Source organism: Curtobacterium pomorum, from assembly GCF_044497295.1.
In the GTDB taxonomy this organism is placed as follows: Bacteria; Actinomycetota; Actinomycetes; order Actinomycetales; family Microbacteriaceae; genus Curtobacterium.
The window spans coordinates 1,711,946-1,727,920 of record NZ_CP172409.1 but is presented as its reverse complement, the minus strand read 5'-3'; the positions used below and the strand labels follow the sequence as shown (position 1 = coordinate 1,727,920).

General features: G+C 68.7%; 14 protein-coding genes. 2 read left to right on the top strand and 12 right to left on the bottom strand.

What is annotated here, in order from left to right:
- From ACGH48_RS08300 to ACGH48_RS08275, 6 genes are all read right to left on the bottom strand, one after another.
- Window positions 1–1,413 carry a cytochrome ubiquinol oxidase subunit I gene (locus ACGH48_RS08300; RefSeq protein WP_123312916.1) on the bottom strand — a complete coding sequence of 471 codons (1,413 nt, stop codon included), beginning with the start codon at window positions 1,411–1,413 and terminating at the stop codon, window positions 1–3.
- A 274-nt stretch (window positions 1,414–1,687) separates the two neighbouring features.
- Window positions 1,688–2,608, bottom strand: a complete 921-nt coding sequence (locus ACGH48_RS08295; RefSeq protein WP_340196991.1) for an ABC transporter substrate-binding protein — start codon at window positions 2,606–2,608, stop codon at window positions 1,688–1,690.
- Window positions 2,605–3,333, bottom strand: coding sequence for an ABC transporter permease (locus ACGH48_RS08290; protein ID WP_123313146.1), 729 nt, complete (start codon window positions 3,331–3,333; stop codon window positions 2,605–2,607). Before ACGH48_RS08290 ends, ACGH48_RS08295 begins: the two co-directional genes overlap by 4 nt.
- The gene (locus ACGH48_RS08285) at window positions 3,330–4,046 is read right to left on the bottom strand and encodes an ABC transporter permease (protein ID WP_396290982.1); all 717 of its coding nucleotides are present in this window, start codon (window positions 4,044–4,046) and stop codon (window positions 3,330–3,332) included. The genes ACGH48_RS08290 and ACGH48_RS08285 overlap by 4 nt, the downstream gene beginning before the upstream one ends.
- Entirely contained in the window at window positions 4,043–4,966 is a 924-nt protein-coding gene (locus tag ACGH48_RS08280) for an ABC transporter ATP-binding protein (RefSeq protein WP_396290981.1), read from the bottom strand. The genes ACGH48_RS08285 and ACGH48_RS08280 overlap by 4 nt, the downstream gene beginning before the upstream one ends.
- A 212-nt stretch (window positions 4,967–5,178) precedes the next feature.
- Window positions 5,179–5,709 carry a TetR/AcrR family transcriptional regulator gene (locus ACGH48_RS08275; RefSeq protein WP_396290980.1) on the bottom strand — a complete coding sequence of 177 codons (531 nt, stop codon included), beginning with the start codon at window positions 5,707–5,709 and terminating at the stop codon, window positions 5,179–5,181.
- 256 nt (window positions 5,710–5,965) lie between these two features.
- On the opposite strand from ACGH48_RS08275, the gene ACGH48_RS08270 reads away from it, so the two are divergent.
- Together ACGH48_RS08270 and ACGH48_RS08265 are read left to right on the top strand one after the other, a co-directional pair.
- Window positions 5,966–7,030, top strand: coding sequence for an App1 family protein (locus tag ACGH48_RS08270; protein ID WP_111085765.1), 1,065 nt, complete (start codon window positions 5,966–5,968; stop codon window positions 7,028–7,030).
- A gap of 97 nt (window positions 7,031–7,127) precedes the next feature.
- Window positions 7,128–9,065 carry a glycoside hydrolase family 15 protein gene (locus ACGH48_RS08265; protein ID WP_396290979.1) on the top strand — a complete coding sequence of 646 codons (1,938 nt, stop codon included), beginning with the start codon at window positions 7,128–7,130 and terminating at the stop codon, window positions 9,063–9,065.
- 102 nt (window positions 9,066–9,167) lie between these two features.
- Here ACGH48_RS08265 and ACGH48_RS08260 read toward each other — a convergent pair whose 3' ends face one another.
- The 6 genes from ACGH48_RS08260 to ACGH48_RS08235 all read right to left on the bottom strand — a co-directional run bounded on the left by ACGH48_RS08260 (window position 9,168) and on the right by ACGH48_RS08235 (window position 15,963).
- Window positions 9,168–10,541 carry a glucose-6-phosphate dehydrogenase gene (locus tag ACGH48_RS08260; protein ID WP_123312921.1) on the bottom strand — a complete coding sequence of 458 codons (1,374 nt, stop codon included), beginning with the start codon at window positions 10,539–10,541 and terminating at the stop codon, window positions 9,168–9,170.
- Window positions 10,542–10,748: 207 nt separating this feature from the next.
- On the bottom strand, window positions 10,749–11,165 hold the full coding sequence (locus ACGH48_RS08255) for a cytochrome c oxidase subunit 4 (protein ID WP_123312922.1): 417 nt from the start codon (window positions 11,163–11,165) through the stop codon (window positions 10,749–10,751).
- A 4-nt stretch (window positions 11,166–11,169) separates the two neighbouring features.
- Complete coding sequence (gene ctaD / locus ACGH48_RS08250) at window positions 11,170–12,906, bottom strand: cytochrome c oxidase subunit I (RefSeq protein ID WP_173168381.1); 1,737 nt, start codon at window positions 12,904–12,906, stop codon at window positions 11,170–11,172.
- A gap of 11 nt (window positions 12,907–12,917) precedes the next feature.
- The gene (gene coxB / locus ACGH48_RS08245) at window positions 12,918–13,820 is read right to left on the bottom strand and encodes a cytochrome c oxidase subunit II (RefSeq protein ID WP_111085770.1); all 903 of its coding nucleotides are present in this window, start codon (window positions 13,818–13,820) and stop codon (window positions 12,918–12,920) included.
- Window positions 13,821–14,087: 267 nt separating this feature from the next.
- Window positions 14,088–14,459, bottom strand: coding sequence for an iron-sulfur cluster assembly accessory protein (locus ACGH48_RS08240; RefSeq protein WP_123312923.1), 372 nt, complete (start codon window positions 14,457–14,459; stop codon window positions 14,088–14,090).
- A 58-nt stretch (window positions 14,460–14,517) separates the two neighbouring features.
- Window positions 14,518–15,963 carry a dipeptidase gene (locus tag ACGH48_RS08235; protein ID WP_396290978.1) on the bottom strand — a complete coding sequence of 482 codons (1,446 nt, stop codon included), beginning with the start codon at window positions 15,961–15,963 and terminating at the stop codon, window positions 14,518–14,520.
- Window positions 15,964–15,975 lie beyond the last annotated feature (12 nt).

Genomic DNA, 15,975 nt, shown 5'->3' with positions numbered 1-15,975 from the left:
TCAGTACACCGTCACTTCGTGCTTGACCTCGCCGGTCTCCTCGTCGACCGCTGCCGGTGCGGCAGGGCCCTCTTGCGCGACCTTCTTGATGAGCTTGAACTCGACCACCGCCAGCGAGCCGTAGATCACGGTGAACACGATGAGCGAGATGAGGACCTCGAGCCCGGTCACGTTCGGCGAGACGCCGTCGCTGGTCTTGAGCAACCCGAACACGAGCCACGGCTGGCGGCCCATCTCGGTGAAGATCCAGCCGACGATCATCGCGGCCATCGGGAGCGGGACGGTCCAGGTGGCGACGCGCCAGATCCAGCGCTTCGTCGGGAAGCGGCCCTTGCGGGTCAGCCAGAGGCCGGCGAGCGAGACCATGACCGCGCCGACGCCGAGCGCGATCATCCAGCGGAACGACCAGTAGGTGACCCAGATGATCGGCTTGTAGTCGCCGGGCCCGTACACCTGCGTGTACTGCGCCTGCAGGTCGTTGATGCCCTCGACCGTGCCGTTGAAGGTGTGCGTCGACAGGAACGACAGCAGGTAGGGCACCCGGATCGAGAACAGTTCGTGCACGCCGTCGGGGGTGCCGAGGGTGAAGATCGAGAACGAGGCGTCCTTGCCGGTCGCCGTGTTGTACAGCGCCTCGGCCGCAGCCATCTTCATCGGCTGCGTGTCGACCATCGTCAGGCCGAGCTGATCGCCGGTGAGCACCGTCAGGGCACCCGCAGCGACCATGGTCCACATGCCGAACTTCAGCGCCGGCATCATCGTCTCGAGGTTCTGGTTGCGCGCCAGGTGGTACGCGGCGACCGAGATGATGACCGCCGCGGCGACCATGAAGCACGCGAACAACGTGTGCGGGAACGCCGCCAGGGCGACTTTGTTGCCCAGGACCGCCCAGATGTCGGTCAGCTCGGCACGCCCCTTCGCCTCGTTCATCGAGAACCCGACCGGGTGCTGCATGAACGCGTTCGCGGCGATGATGAAGTACGCCGACATGATCGTGCCCGCGCTGACGCACCAGATGCTCGCCAGGTGCAGCCCCTTCGGCAGACGGTCCCAGCCGAAGATCCACACGCCGATGAACGCCGCTTCGAAGAAGAACGCCAGGATCCCCTCGAGCGCGAGGGGCGCCCCGAAGACATCACCGACGAAGCGCGAGTAGTTCGACCAGTTCATGCCGAACTGGAACTCCTGCACGATGCCCGTCACGACGCCCATCGCGAAGTTGATCAGGAAGATCCGCCCGAAGAACCGGGTCAGCTGCAGGTAGTGCGCTCGACCGGTCCGGTACCAGGCGGTCTGGAACACGGCCACCACGGCGGCCATGCCGATCGTCAACGGGACGAAGAGGAAGTGGTAGATGGTCGTCAGACCGAACTGCCACCGCGACAGGATGAGCGGATCGAGGAGGTCGGTCATGCGGCACTTCCCAGTCGGGTCGCCGCGCGCAGTCGGTGCACGTCAGTGTCTTCCTGTGGAACGGATACATCAGATGTCACAGCCGTTGGGACTCTTCAACGGTACCGCGCCACCACCCACTTCGACAACTTGTAGAAATGTTCCGTGCACGAACGTGCAACGGTAGTGATCAGCACAACCGTGCGGCACGGATGTGCCGATCGGCACCGCCGGGAACGACGACAGGCGCCGGGCAGTTGCCCGACGCCTGTCGTCTAACTCGCAGAGACTGCTGTTACAGCAGGCCCTCGTCCGTCAGGAACTCCTTGGCGATGGTGGACGCCTTCTCCTTGTCCGCCGTGCTCTTGGTGTTGAGCTCGATCAGGGCCTCGGGGGTCAGCTTCTCGTTGACCGAGTCGATCGCGTCCGCGGCCTTGTCGTTCACCTTGTCGGAGACGACGGGGATGACGTTCTGCGGCAGGATGAGGTTCTCCGGGTCCTCGAGCGTGACGAAGTCGTTCGCCTTGATGCTCGGGTCGGCGCTGTAGATGTCGGCGAGCTGGACGGTGCCGTCCTTCAGTGCCTTGACCGTCAGGGCTCCGCCGGAGTCCTCGACCGCCTTGAAGTCGACGTCGACGCCGTAGACCGACTTCAGGCCCTTCGGACCGTACGGACGGGTCTGGAACTCGGAGTTCGCGCCGACCGTGAGCTTCGACTTGACGTCCTTCAGGTCGGCGAGGCTCGTCACGTCGTTGTCCTCGGAGAACTGCTTCGTGACGGTGTAGCTGTCCTGGTCGGTCGCCTCGGCCTCGTCGAGGACCCGGAGGCCCTTCGGCAGCGCCGTCTCGAGGCCGTCGTCGATCTCGTCGGCGGTCTTCGCCTTGGAGTCCTTGTCGAAGTACTGCAGCAGGTTGCCGCTGTACTCGGGCATGACGTCGATCGCGCCCTTCTCGAGCTGCGGGATGTAGACCTCACGCTGCCCGATGTTGAAGTTGCGCTCGACCTCGAAGCCGTTCTTCTCGAGGACCTGTGCGTAGAGCTCGGCGATGATCTCGTTCGAGTAGTACTGCTGCGAGCCGACGACGATCGTCTTGGAGTCGGACGACGCGCTGGAGCCGCTGTCGAGCGGGTCGCTCGACGCGCAGCCGGTCAGGGCGGCGGCGACGCCCAGTGCGAGCGCTGCTGCGACGCCCGCACGGATCTTTGCTGTGATCACGATGGATTTCCTTCCGGGATGGGATTGCGGGCTCGCTCGCGCGATCCCTGGCGCTGCCGGGCCGACGGGTCGGCGGTGCCCTTGGGCACCGACGCTCGCTGCAGCACGGCGAACACGATCTCGAACGCGATCGCGAGTGCGATCACGAGGATGGAGGCGCCGAGCATCTCGGCGTAGTCCTGGGTCTTCAGACCGAGGAAGAAGTAGCCGCCGAGGCCGCCGGCACCGACGTAGGCGGCGAGCGTCGCCGTGGCGACGACCTGCAGCACGGCCGCGCGGAACCCGCCGATCAGCAGGGGCAGGCCGAGCGGGACCTCGACCTTCCACAGGATCTGCCAGCCCGTCATGCCCTGCGCCTTCGCGGCGTCGACCGTCACGGGCTCGACCGACTCGATGCCCGAGTAGGCACCTGCCAGCACCGAGGGGATCGCCAGCACGACGAGCGCCAGGAGCGGCGCCTGCAGTCCGATGCCGAGCAGGAGTCCGAACAGGGAGAGCACGCCGAGCGTCGGCAGTGCTCGGATCCCACCGGACACGGCGATCGAGAAGCCCCGTGCGCGGCGTGTGTGGCCGATGGCGTACCCGATCGGCACCGCGATCACCGAGGCGATCACGACGGCGAGCAGGGTGATCCAGACGTGCTCCCAGAGCCGTCCGGGGATCGCGTTGTAGCCGGAGTAGTTGGTGGGGTCGAAGACCCAGGCGAAGGCCTGTCCGATGATCACGAGGAGACCTCCGCGGTCTGCAGCACGCGGCGGGCCTGTCGGCGCGACACCGAGGCCGTCCGGGTCCACGGCATCACGATGCGGCCGAGCAGCACGAGGAGACCGTCGAGCACGAACGCCAGCACGAGGACCATGACGATGCCGGAGATGATCTCCTCGTAGATGCCGCGGCCGAGTCCGTCCGTGAACAGGGACCCGAGGCTCTGGATGCCGAGGACCGCGCCGACGGTGGTGAGCGAGATGGTGGAGACCGAGACCACCCGCAGCCCGGCGAGGAGCACCGGCCCGGCGAGCGGCAGTTCGACGCGGAAGAACCGCTGCGCCGACGAGTACCCCATTGCGGTCGACGCCGACTTCGTCCCGGAGTCCACCGACGTGAGCCCGTCGACCGTCGACCGGACCATGAGGGCGAGGCCGTACAGCGTCAACCCGATCACCACGTTGACCGGGCTCTGCAGACCGGTGCCGATGATGCCCGGCAGTGCCACGAACAGCGCCAGAGACGGGATCGCGTAGAGGAGTCCGGCGAACGTCACGATGCCGCTGCCGACGCCGGAGGCGAACCGCGATCCGCCGGGGCGCTGGAGCCGGACGACGAGCCAGCCGATGGGGATGGACAGCAGGAAGGCGATGATGATCGGCGGGATGGCGATCGCCAGGTGCGAGACCGTGTCGTCACGGATCGTGTCGAGGTTCGCCAGCACCCACTTCACCGGGTGCCTCCACCCTGCGCCGGAGCACCCGGGGCGTCCTGCGACGCTCCGGCCTGGTTCGAGGTGGGGTCGGCCTGCACCGCGGCGGCGGCGTCGACGACGTTGACCGGTCCGGTGAGGACCCCGGCGGCGCGCCCGTCACCGTCGACGACGATCGGGCCCGTGGGGGTGTGCTCGACGCGCAGCGACCGACGCCCACGACCCACGCCGATGAAGTTCGCGACGAAGTCGTCGGCCGGCTCGGCCAGGATCTCGGACGGCGTGCCCTGCTGGGCGATCTCGCCGCCCTTCTTCAGGATGACGACCTGGTCGCCGAGCTTGAACGCCTCGTCGATGTCGTGCGTGACGAACACGACGGTCTTGCCGAGTTCGCGCTGCAGGCGGATGAGCTCGTCCTGCAGGTCGTTGCGGACCAGCGGGTCGACGGCGCCGAAGGGCTCGTCCATGAGCAGGATGTTCGGGTCGACGGCCAGCCCGCGGGCCACACCGACACGCTGCTGCTGCCCGCCGGACAGCTGCGACGGGTACCGGTCGGCGAACGCCCGGTCGAGTCCCACGGTGTCCATGAGCTCGAGCGCACGACCGCGGGCGTCGGCCTTCGACGCCCCCGTCAGCAGGGGCACGGTCGCGATGTTGTCGACGACCTTGCGGTGCGGCAGCAGACCGGAGTTCTGCATGACGTACCCGATGCTCCGACGGAGCTTGACCGGGTCGACGCCGGAGACGTCGGAGCCGTCGATCTGCACGGAACCCGAGGTGGGGTCGACCATCCGGTTGATCATGCGCAGCAGCGTCGTCTTGCCGCACCCGCTCGAACCGACGAAGACGGTGGTGGTCCGGGACGGGATCACGAGGTCGAAGTCGTCGACCGCGGTGGTGCCGTCCGGGTAGGTCTTGCGAACCGAGCGGAACTCGATCATGGGTGCCCTTCTGTTCGGAGGTAGCCCGACTCCGGATGAGAGTACCCGTGGGTGCCGACATCGGTTCGGTGTGACGAACCGTGACCGCCCCGCGGCGGCGACCGGTGCGGTGAACGGACACCGCGCACGACGCATCCAGCGGGGACGACGACGCCCGCGCCTCCTGTTCGGAAGCGCGGGCGGATCGGATCGCTCGCGGCGTGTCGCGCCGGTCAGCCGGCGGCGACCACCGACTCCATGTGGGCACGGCTCATCGCGCGGTACTCGGCGATGAGCGCTGTGTCGGGGTTCGCACGGTCGCGGTGCGCCCGTGCGAGCACGGCGTGTCCGGACTCGGCCAGCACCACCCAGGCCCGCGCGATGCGCTCGTTGTCGGGCAGACCGAACCGGTCGCGCATGATCTGCCCGACGGCGGCACCGAGCGCCCCCATGCGGTCTTCGGCGTCACCGGTCCCGGTGTCCGCGGTGTCGCCGAAGCGGATCGCGCGGAAGCCCGGCTCGGTGCGGTAGAGCTCCGCCGTCTCGTCGATCAGCGCGTCGCAGGCCTGCTGCCAGGTCTCCGCGCCACTCGCGTCGAGCGCCGCGACGAAGCGCGCCGCGAGGCGCTGCGTGCAGCGGATGGCGAGTGCCTCGACCACGGCGATGCGGTCCGGGAAGTAGCGGTAGACGGTGCCGATGGACGCCCCGGCCCGTTCGGCGACCATCGCGGTCGTGAGTCGTTCGAACCCGATCTCGTCGATCACCGCGGCAGCAGCGTCGAGCAGACCCGCGAGGCGCGCCGAACTGCGGGCTTGGACCGGCTCGTTCCTGAGCAGTGATGATCCCCCCGGCAGAGCGTTCGTTACCTCGGTGACGAGCACGTGTTCTCCTCTTGCGCTCCAGCGCGGTTGGTTGGTGTGACGAGGACGATTTTCGCAGAGACCGGCTGGAACATGGCTGCGACTCACCACAGGCACCCTGGGACGTGGACTTCCGGGTCGTGCATGGGATGATGGGGCGATGCCCGACCCGACGCCCCACGAGCCGTCGTTGGCCGAGCCGCTCCTGCACCGCGCGGCCCGCATCGAGGACGCCGTCCAGGAGTTCCGCGAGCACCGTGCCCGAAGCCGTGGCCTGGTCCCGACCGTCGTCCCCTACACGGGCTACGGCGCCCCCGGATGGGTCCGGATCCTGTGCCGTGTGCTGCTGACCCGCCGCGGTCTCGCCTCCGACGTCTCGTACGCCGGCGTCCGCGGGTGGAAGAGCTTCACGAGCGTCGCGGTCGACCACGCCGAGGTCACCGTCACCGCCGGCGGGGTCTCGCACGTCGTCGAGACCGACCGCGGTGGGGTCGTCGACACCATCGTGCCGATCGACCTCGAACCGGGCTGGCGCACCGTGCGCCTGTCGGCCGGCGGCGGCCGCGACGTCGAGGCCGACGTGTTCGTCGTGCACCCCGACACCCGCTTCGGCCTGCTGTCCGACATCGACGACACGGTGATGGTCACCTCGCTCCCCCGCCCGATGTTGGCCGCCTGGAACTCGTTCGTCCTCACCGAGCACGCCCGTCGCCCGGTGCCGGGCATGTCCGTGCTGTACGAACGCGTGCAGGCGCAGCACCCCGGCTCCCCGACGGTGTACCTGTCCACCGGTGCCTGGAACGTCGCCCCGACGCTGCAGCGCTTCCTGACCCGCAACATGTACCCGTCGGGCACACTCCTGCTCACCGACTGGGGCCCTACGCACGACCGCTTCTTCCGGAGCGGGCAACTGCACAAGCAGCAGAACCTCCGACGTCTGGCGAAGGACTTCCCGGACGTCCAGTGGCTGCTCGTGGGCGACGACGGCCAGCACGACGAGTCGCTGTACGGCGAGTTCGCCCGCGAGCACCCCGAGAACGTCGCGGGCGTCGCGATCCGACAGCTGTCCACGAGCGAGGCGGTCCTCGCCGGTGGACGCTCCCGGGCGCAGGAGCGCTCCCGCGACACCTCGGCGCCGTGGGTCTACGCACCGGACGGCGCCGGACTCTGGTCCGAGCTCGCGCGCGTCGGCCTCGCCGAGGCGGACGCCTCCGACCCGGCCTGAGCGAGGTTTCAGGCACACCGACGGCACGCGGCCGACAGACGGCCGGCGACCCGGCCGCTCATCCCCCGCGCTCGGCCACCGGGTGTTCGATCGGGGCATGAGCACCGACACGGACCCGGACCGGACCGCCGACGCCGAGCGTCCACCAGCGACTCCCTCGACTCCCCTGAACCGCATCGAGGACCACGCCGTCATCGGCGACACCTCGACCGCCGCGCTCGTCGGCCGCGACGGCACGATCGACTGGGCGTGCCTGCCGCGCTTCGACAGCACCGCGACGTTCGCCTCGCTGCTCGGCACCGAGGACCACGGGCACTGGACGCTCCGCCCGACCGACCCCACGGCGACCGCGCATCGGAAGTACCACGGCGACACACTCGTCCTGTCGACGGTCTGGACCACGGCGAACGGGGTCGTGGAGGTGACCGAGTTCATGCCCGTCGGCGCGCACCGGCCGTCCATCGTCCGGCGTGTCCGCGGGCTGAGCGGCACGGTCGAGGTGCAGCAGACCCTGCGGATCCGGTTCGACTACGCCCTCGCCCTGCCGTGGGTGCGCCAGATCGGCGGCGACGAGGACCCGGCACTGCTCGCCACCGCCGGCCCCGGGTCGGTCATCGTGCGTGGCCCACGGTTCCGGGCGTCGGACCACCGGCACACGGCCACCGCGACGATCCACGACGGCGCCGTGCTCGACACCGTCCTCACCTGGTACCCCTCGCACCGCGAGCCCCCGGCGCCCGTCGACGTCGACGCCGAGCTCCACCGCACCGTGGCCTGGTGGACGGACTGGATGGCGACGGCGCGCACCGAGGGTCGCTACGCCGACGCCGCCCGCCGCTCCCTCCTGCTGCTCCGCGCCATGACCCACGGCGAGACCGGCGGCGTGGTGGCCGCCGTGACCACCAGCCTGCCGGAGGACCCGGGCGGCGAACGCAACTGGGACTACCGCTACGTGTGGCTCCGCGACGCCTCGCTCGCCCTCGCCTCGCTCATCGCGCACGGCTACCGCGACGAGGCGGCACACTGGCGCGGCTGGCTGCTCCGTGCCATCGCGGGCGACCCCGCCGACGTGCAGATCATGTACGGCATCGCCGGGGAGCGCGAACTGCCGGAACGCGAGCTCCCGCACCTGCCCGGGTACGCCGGCTCGACGCCCGTCCGGGTCGGCAACGGCGCGTACACGCAGTACCAGGGCGACGTGTTCGGCGAGGTCCTGGCAGCCCTGCACGACGCCCGCGAGCTCGGGGTCGAGGAGAACGCCGACTCCTGGGCCCTGCAGCGGGCCCTGCTCGGCTACGTCGAGGAGCACTGGCAGGAGCCCGACAACGGCATCTGGGAGATGCGCGGCCCGCGCCGGCACTTCACGCACTCGCGCGCGATGATCTGGGCCGCGTTCGACCGTGGGGTCGCGGCGGTCGAGGAGTTCGGTCTCGAAGGGCCCGTCGACCGCTGGCGCACCCTGCGCGACCAGGTGCGGGCCGAGATCGAGGAGCACGGCTGGAACGCCGCCCGTGGCAGCTACCGGCAGCACTACGACACCGACGAGGTCGATGCGAGCCTGCTCGTGCTGCCGCAGATCGGGTACGTCTCCGCCCACGACGCCCGGATGGCGGGCACCGTCGCCGCCATCGAGCAGGACCTGTCGACCGGCTCCGACGGCCTCGTGCTGCGGTACCGGACGTCGTCCGGGTTCGACGGCCTCACCGGCGCGGAGCACCCGTTCCTGGCGTGCTCGTTCTGGCTGGTCGAGCAGTACGCGGCCTCGGGACGGATCGACGACGCCGAACGCCTCATGGACGTGCTCGTCGGGTACGCGAACGACGTCGGGATGCTGTCCGAGGAGGTCGACGTCACCACCGGCCACCACGTCGGCAACACGCCGCAGGTGCTGTCGCACCTGACGCTCGTGTCCGCGTCGGACGCCATCGCCCGGGCGCGGGGCGCCTCGACCGGGCACCGCACGCGGCTGCCCGTGCACGACGGTGGCACCCGCTCGTGGACCGGCGAAGGCGAGCGCGCCGGCGGGCCCGCCTGATGCGGTGGTCCTGACCACGGAACGGACGGGAGGCACGGTGCCAGCTGGCACCGTGCCTCCCGTCCGCCGTTCCGCCCGTTCAGGGCGCGACGGTCACGTCCGTCAGGACGACGACTCCCAGTCCGCCGGGCCGCGCGAACCCGCGCGGTACTCCTCGAGCGGGACCTCGTCGGCCTTCCAGGCCTTGACGACCGGCTCGACGATCTCCCAGCAGCGCTCGGCCACGTCGCCGCGGATCGAGAGCAGCGGGTCGTCGTGGAAGATGCCGTTCAGGACCTCACCGTAGGGGGTCAGCTCGCCGTCGCTGAACGACGACGACAGGGTGACCTGGCCCATCTCGAACGGGTTGCCACCGCCGTTGGCCGACACGGTCAGCTCGATCTCGTCCGGGTTCAGGACGATGCGGAGCGTGTCCGCCTTCGGGCGACCGCTCAGGCCGGAGGGCAGGCGGGTGACCGGCTTGAAGGTGATCAGCACCTCTTTCCGGCTGTTGCCGAGTGCCTTGCCGGACCGCAACGTGAACGGGACGCCCTTCCAGCGGGCGGTGTCGACCTCGACCGAGATCTCGGCGAGCGTCTCGGTGCTCCGCGACTTGTCGACGCCGTCCTCGTCCTGGTACGACGGCAGCTCCTTGCCGTCGATCGTGCCGGCCGTGTAGACGGCGCGACGCGACGCGATCTTCGGGTCGCCGCCCTTGAGCTCGGTCGAACGGAGCACCCGGGCCAGGGACGAGCGGAACTCGACCGAATCGATGTCCGCCGGGGCGTCCATCGTCACGATGCCGAGGATCTGCAGCAGGTGCGACTGGATCATGTCCACCATCGCGCCGGCCTCGTCGTAGTACTGGGCGCGGTTCTCGAGCCCGAGGGTCTCGTCGTAGAAGACGTCGACCTTCTCGATGTTGTCGGCGTTCCAGATCGGCTCGAACAGGCGGTTCGCGAAGCGCAGACCGATGATGTTGAGGACCGTGGTGCGTCCGAGGAAGTGGTCGGTGCGGTGCACGCGCTCTTCGGGGACGAGCTTCAGCACCGTCTCGTTGAGGGCCCTGGCACTCGCGACGTCGGTGCCGAACGGCTTCTCGAAGGCCAGCGTGGTGCCTGCGGGCAGCTCCACGTGCTCGAGCGCCTCGCAGATGTCGGAGGCGATCTGCGGCGGCAGGGCGAAGTACAGGATCGGCTCGGCCTCGGCCGCGTCCAGCAGGGCCTTGAGGTGCTCCGGGTCGGTGGGGTCGCCCTGGATGAACTGGGTCGACGCGAGCGTGGCGTCGACCTCGGGTCCCTTGACGTCCTGCGACGCGAAGGACTTCGTGACGATGTCCTTCCACTGCTCCTCGCTGCGGGCGCTGCGGCCCGTGCCGATGAGCTGGACGGGAACCGCTCGACCGCTCTGCAGGAACGTGCCGAGGCCCGGCAGCAGCAGGCGGGAGGCGAGGTCGCCCGTCGCGCCGAAGATGATGAGGGTGCGCTTGTCGGTCACCTGAGGTGACTCCTTTCGCTGTGGTGGGGAGGTCCGCTCCAGTCAAGCCGCGGGCGGGCCCGTTTGTTCCGGATCGGGGACCGGAGTTCGTGGGGCGCTGCGGCGTGCAGCGCCGGGTCGTGTGCTGTGGTGTGCAGCGCCTGGACGCACTTCGGGCGGCACCGGATGTGGTGCCGCCCGAAGTGTCAGGTGCGTTGCAGCGTCAGGTCAGTGCCCGAAGTTGCCGCGGTAGTACTCGTAGACCCAGCCGACCAGGGTGACCGCCACCAGGGCGAGGCCGATCGGGACGATCCACAGCCCGGCTGCGACGCCGAGGAAGCAGACGGCGACCGCTGCTGCCAGCAGGATCGGCCACCACGACCAGGGGCTGAAGTGCCCGAGCTCGGCGTCGCCGTCCTCGATGTTGGCGTCGGGACGGTCCTCAGGCAGCACGCCACCCTGGGACGCCATGACCTTGCCGAGGTAGAAGGCGATGAACGCCGACATGATGCCGGTCAGGCCGATCGCAACGGTGCCGACCCACTCCGGGCGCCCGTAGTAGAGCAGCGCCCAGATCGTGTACGCGGCGTCCGCGAGGATGAAGAACCCGAAGAGGATCCAGAACAGGTTGGTGTTCGCGCGCATCGGCTTACTTCACCTCGCCCTTCGCGGCGTCGTAGGTCGGGGCATCCGGGGCGTCCTTCGCGGGGCCGACACCGATCGGCACACCTGCCTCGGGGTGGTTCAGGTCGAAGGCCGGGGACTCGGAACGGATCCGCGGGATCGACGTGAAGTTGTGGCGGGGCGGCGGGCAGCTGGTGGCCCACTCGAGCGAGCGGCCGTAGCCCCACGGGTCGTTCACGGCGACCTTCGGTGCGTTCCGTGCCGTCACGTAGACGTTGAAGATGAACGGCAGGAACGAGATCGCGAGGATCATCGATCCGATCGTCGACAGCTGGTTCATCCAGGTGAAACCGTCGTTCGGCAGGTAGGTCGCGTAACGACGCGGCATGCCGATGACGCCCAGCCAGTGCTGGATGAGGAACGTCGTGTGGAACCCGATGAACAGGAGCCAGAAGTGGATCTTGCCGAGGCGCTCGTTGAGCATCTTGCCCGTCCACTTCGGCCACCAGAAGTAGAAGCCGGAGAACATCGCGAAGACGACGGTCCCGAAGACCACGTAGTGGAAGTGCGCGACGACGAAGTACGAGTCGGACACGTGGAAGTCGAGAGGCGGCGACGCCAGGATCACACCGGTGAGGCCACCGAACGTGAACGTGATGAGGAAGCCGACGGCCCACAGCAGCGGGGTCTCGAAGGTCACCGAACCGCGCCACATCGTGCCGACCCAGTTGAAGATCTTCACGCCGGTCGGGACCGCGATGAGCATCGTCATGAGCGAGAACCAGGGCAGCAGGACGCCACCGGTGACGTACATGTGGTGCGCCCAGACCGTGACCGACAGGGCCGCGATCGCGATGGTCGCGTAGACGAGGGTCTTGTACCCGAAGATCGGCTTGCGGCTGAAGACCGGGAAGACCTCGGACACGATGCCGAAGAACGGCAGCGCGATGATGTACACCTCGGGGTGCCCGAAGAACCAGAACAGGTGCTGCCAGAGCAGGGCTCCGCCGTTGGCCGGGTTGAAGATCTGCGCGTCGAACACGCGGTCGAGGCCGAGGCCGAACAGCGCGGTGGCGAGCACCGGGAAGGCCATCAGCACGAGCAGGGCCGTCACGAGGGTGTTCCAGGTGAAGATCGACATGCGGAACATGGTCAGACCCGGGGCACGCATCGTGATGATGGTGGTGATGAAGTTCACCGCGCCGAGGATCGTCGAGAAGCCGGTCATGCCGAGTCCGAAGACCCAGAGTGTGCCGCCGAGCCCTGGTGTGAACGTCGTGTCACTCAGTGGCGCGTAGGCGAACCACCCGAACGAGGCCGCACCCTGCGGGGTGAGGAAGCCACCGACCGCGATGAGCGAGCCGAACAGGTAGAGCCAGAACGCGAAGCCGTTGAGTCGCGGGAAGGCGACGTCGGGAGCACCGATCTGGAGCGGCATGATCGCGTTCGCGAAGCCCGAGAACAGCGGCGTCGCGAACATCAGCAGCATGATCGTGCCGTGCATCGTGAAGAGCTGGTTGTACTGCTCCTTCGTCGCGACCACGTGCAGGCCGGGCTCGAACAGCTGGGCGCGGATGACCAGGGCCATCACACCTGCGAGCAGGAAGAAGACGAACGACGCGATCAGGTACATGTACCCGATGGTCTTGTGGTCGGTGGAGGTGATCCACCGGACGATGATGTTGCCCTTCCGGCCCACCTTCGACGCCTGGAAGTCCGGCGAAGCAGTCTGGGTCGGTTGGCCGACGAAAGACGTTGTCATCTGACGAGCCCCTACTTGTTCTCGCTGGACGCCTCGACCGGCGCCTTGTTGTTCGGTTCGTTCGTGTTGGTGTTGTACTCGTCGCCGAGGAGCCCGACCTTGCCCTGGTCCTTCAGGGTGTCGAGGTAGTCCTGGTACTGCGCCGGCGTGACGACCTTCACCTGGAAGAGCATGAGCGAGTGGTACTCACCGCAGAGCTCCGCGCACTTGCCCTGGTACGTCCCGAGCTTCTCCGGGATGAAGTACTCCCAGTTCGTCTTGCCGGGGAGCATGTCCTTCTTGTACAGGAAGTCGATGATCCAGAAAGAGTGGTCGACGTCGCGCGAGGAGAGCTCGATCGCGACCTTCTTGCCCTGCGGCAGGTAGAGGGTCGGCAGCTGCGACTCGTCGATGGCGCCCTTGGCGTTCTCTTCTTCCTGGGCCTGGATGCCCTGGTAGTAGACGCTGTCCTCGGGGTTGTCCTTGTTGATGTAGTTGAAGTCCCACGCCCAGCGCTTGCCGTACACGTGCACGGTGGCGTCGGGGTCGTCGAACGGCTTCTCGATCGCGGCCTGGTCCTTCGCGGTGAAGGCGAAGAAGCCGAGCACCAGGATGAGCGGCACGATCGTGTAGAAGATCTCGAGCGGCATGTTGTAGCGCATCTGCACGGGCAGGCCGGTCTGGCCCTTCCGGCGGCGGTACACGATGGCGGCCCAGATGATCAGGCCCCAGACGATGAGACCGACGGCGAGGAGCACCACCCAGCTGGTGGTCCACAGGCCGACGATGCGGCTCGTGTGGTTGGTGACGTCCTTCGTCTCCTCCGTGCCGGGGAGCCATCCGTTCATCTGCTGCTGCGTGCAGCCAGCCAGTGCGATGACCAGACCGACGGCCACCGGGACGGCCGCCCAACGTATACGGCGATTCGAACGCACTGTTACCTCTCGCAAAGACGTGAGCTCGGAGCCGAACCCGCCGAGCCGCACGAAGGCGACACTTGGCTGGCTCCCAGCTTGATTGGAACACTCCTAGCTTACTCGCAGCTCGCCACCGCTCGTGCACACCCGACACGCTCATCGCCGCGATCCGCACTCCTGACCGGCCGTTTTCCCCGGTCACGCTGCGACCAGGTGCACCGACGAACGCGAGCGGGGAGCGACCGTGTCGGTCGCTCCCCGCTCGCGTGTCGGATCGGCTGGTGATCAGTGGAAGCTGTCACCGCACGCGCAGCTGCCCTGCGCGTTGGGGTTGTCGATCGTGAAGCCCTGCTTCTGGATGGTGTCCTCGAAGTCGATCGTCGCGCCGTCGAGGTACGGGACGCTCATCTTGTCGACGACGACCTCGACCCCGTCGAACTCGGCGGTGACGTCGCCGTCGAGCAGGCGCTCGTCGAAGTACAGCTGGTAGATCAGGCCCGAGCAGCCCCCGGGCTGGACGGCGAGGCGCAGGCGGAGGTCGTCGCGACCCTCCTGCTCGAGGAGACTCGCCACCTTGCCGGCCGCGGCGTCGCTCAGGAGGACGCCGTGCGAGGCTGCCTCGGTCGCCGGTGCGTCGGTGGTGATGGTGTCGCTCATCGCGCGTCTCCCTCCGGGCGGTGCGGTTCACCGCGCCTGGCGTCGATTGTAAGCACCGTCAGCTGCGCGTCGCGAGCCTGGCGAGCAGGATCGCCTCGGACGCGATGGCCCGGTGCAGGACGCCGAGGTGCTGCGACTCGTTCGGGCTGTGGGCGCGGGTGTCCGGGTCCTCGACCCCGGTGACCAGGATCTGGGCCTCCGGGAACTCCGCGGCGAGGTCCGAGACGAACGGGATCGAGCCGCCGATGCCCTGCTCGACCGCCTCGGCACCCCAGCCCTCCCGCATGGCCGTGCGTGCCTCCTGGACGGCCCAACCGGCCGTGTCGACGAGGAAACCGTCGCCGCTGTCCGGTTCGGTGATCTCCATGCGGGCACCGAAGGGCACGTGTGCCCGCAGGTGCCGCTCGACGGCGGCGTACGCCTCGCGCGCGTCCTGGCCGGGCGCGACCCGGACCGAGACGCGGGCCGAGACGGACGGCAGCAGCGTGTTCGAGGCGTTCGCGACGCTCGGCACGTCCATGCCGGTCACGGTGATCGACGGCTGGAACCACATGCGGGACAGGACCTCGCCGGTGCCGATCGGCCGGACGCCCGCCACCAGGGCCGCGTCGACGGCGAGCTCGTCGTCGGTGCGCGACGGGACGTCGGCCTCGTACGAGGTGAGCCCCTCCACCGCGACGGAACCGGCGTCGTCGTGCAGCGACGAGAGCAGCTTCACCATCGGGATCATCGCGTCCGGAGCCGCTCCCCCGAACATGCCGCTGTGGCTCGCGTGCTCGAGGGTCGTCAGGGTGAGCTTGAACGTGACGTTGCCACGGAGCGAGACCGTGATCGACGGCACGTCCACCGACCAGTTGTCGCTGTCGGCCACCACGATGACGTCGGCGGCCAGGTGCTCCTTCTGCTCGCGCAGGAAGGTGCGGAAGGACCGGGAGCCGAACTCCTCCTCGCCCTCGACGAACAGCACGACGCCGAGGTCGAGGTCGTCACCGAACTGCGCGTGGATCGCCCGCAGCGACGCGATGTGGGTCATCACGCCGGCCTTGTCGTCCGACGCGCCGCGCCCGTACAGACGGTCGCCACGGAGGGTCGGCTCGAACGGCGGAGTCTCCCAGAGTGCGTCGTCGCCCTGCGGCTGAACGTCGTGGTGGGCGTAGAGCATCACGGTCGGCTTGCCGTTCCGGGCCGGGCGGACGGCGAGCACCGCGGGCTGGCCGAGCTCAGCGCCGGAGGTCTCGGCGTCGGCCGTGTCCCCGTCGACGGCCGACCGCACGATCCGCACGTCGTCGGCGCCGAACACGCCGGTTGACCGCGCCAGGTCCGCCACGGCCTCGGCGCTCGCCCGCACGTTCGCCGGGTCGAACGCCGACCACGACACCGACGGCAGACGCACCAGGGCGGACAGATCCGCGATCGTCGTCGGCAGTGCACCCTGCACCTGTTCGCGCAGGGCGTCGAGGAGCGCGGGGTCGGTCGCGGAGCTGGGCTGTGCGGTGTCGGTCATGCCCGGTAATCT

Bases quoted from the DNA above. Each gene is read 5' to 3' on its own strand.
- ACGH48_RS08255 (WP_123312922.1), bottom strand. From the start codon at position 11,165: ATGCGCGCGAACACCAACCTGTTCTGGATCCTCTTCGGGTTCTTCATC.
- ACGH48_RS08300 (WP_123312916.1), bottom strand. From the start codon at position 1,413: ATGACCGACCTCCTCGATCCGCTCATCCTGTCGCGGTGGCAGTTCGGT.
- ACGH48_RS08270 (WP_111085765.1), top strand. From the start codon at position 5,966: ATGCCCGACCCGACGCCCCACGAGCCGTCGTTGGCCGAGCCGCTCCTG.
- ACGH48_RS08240 (WP_123312923.1), bottom strand. From the start codon at position 14,459: ATGAGCGACACCATCACCACCGACGCACCGGCGACCGAGGCAGCCTCG.
- ctaD (WP_173168381.1), bottom strand. From the start codon at position 12,906: ATGACAACGTCTTTCGTCGGCCAACCGACCCAGACTGCTTCGCCGGAC.
- ACGH48_RS08280 (WP_396290981.1), bottom strand. From the start codon at position 4,966: ATGATCGAGTTCCGCTCGGTTCGCAAGACCTACCCGGACGGCACCACC.
- ACGH48_RS08265 (WP_396290979.1), top strand. From the start codon at position 7,128: ATGAGCACCGACACGGACCCGGACCGGACCGCCGACGCCGAGCGTCCA.
- ACGH48_RS08235 (WP_396290978.1), bottom strand. From the start codon at position 15,963: ATGACCGACACCGCACAGCCCAGCTCCGCGACCGACCCCGCGCTCCTC.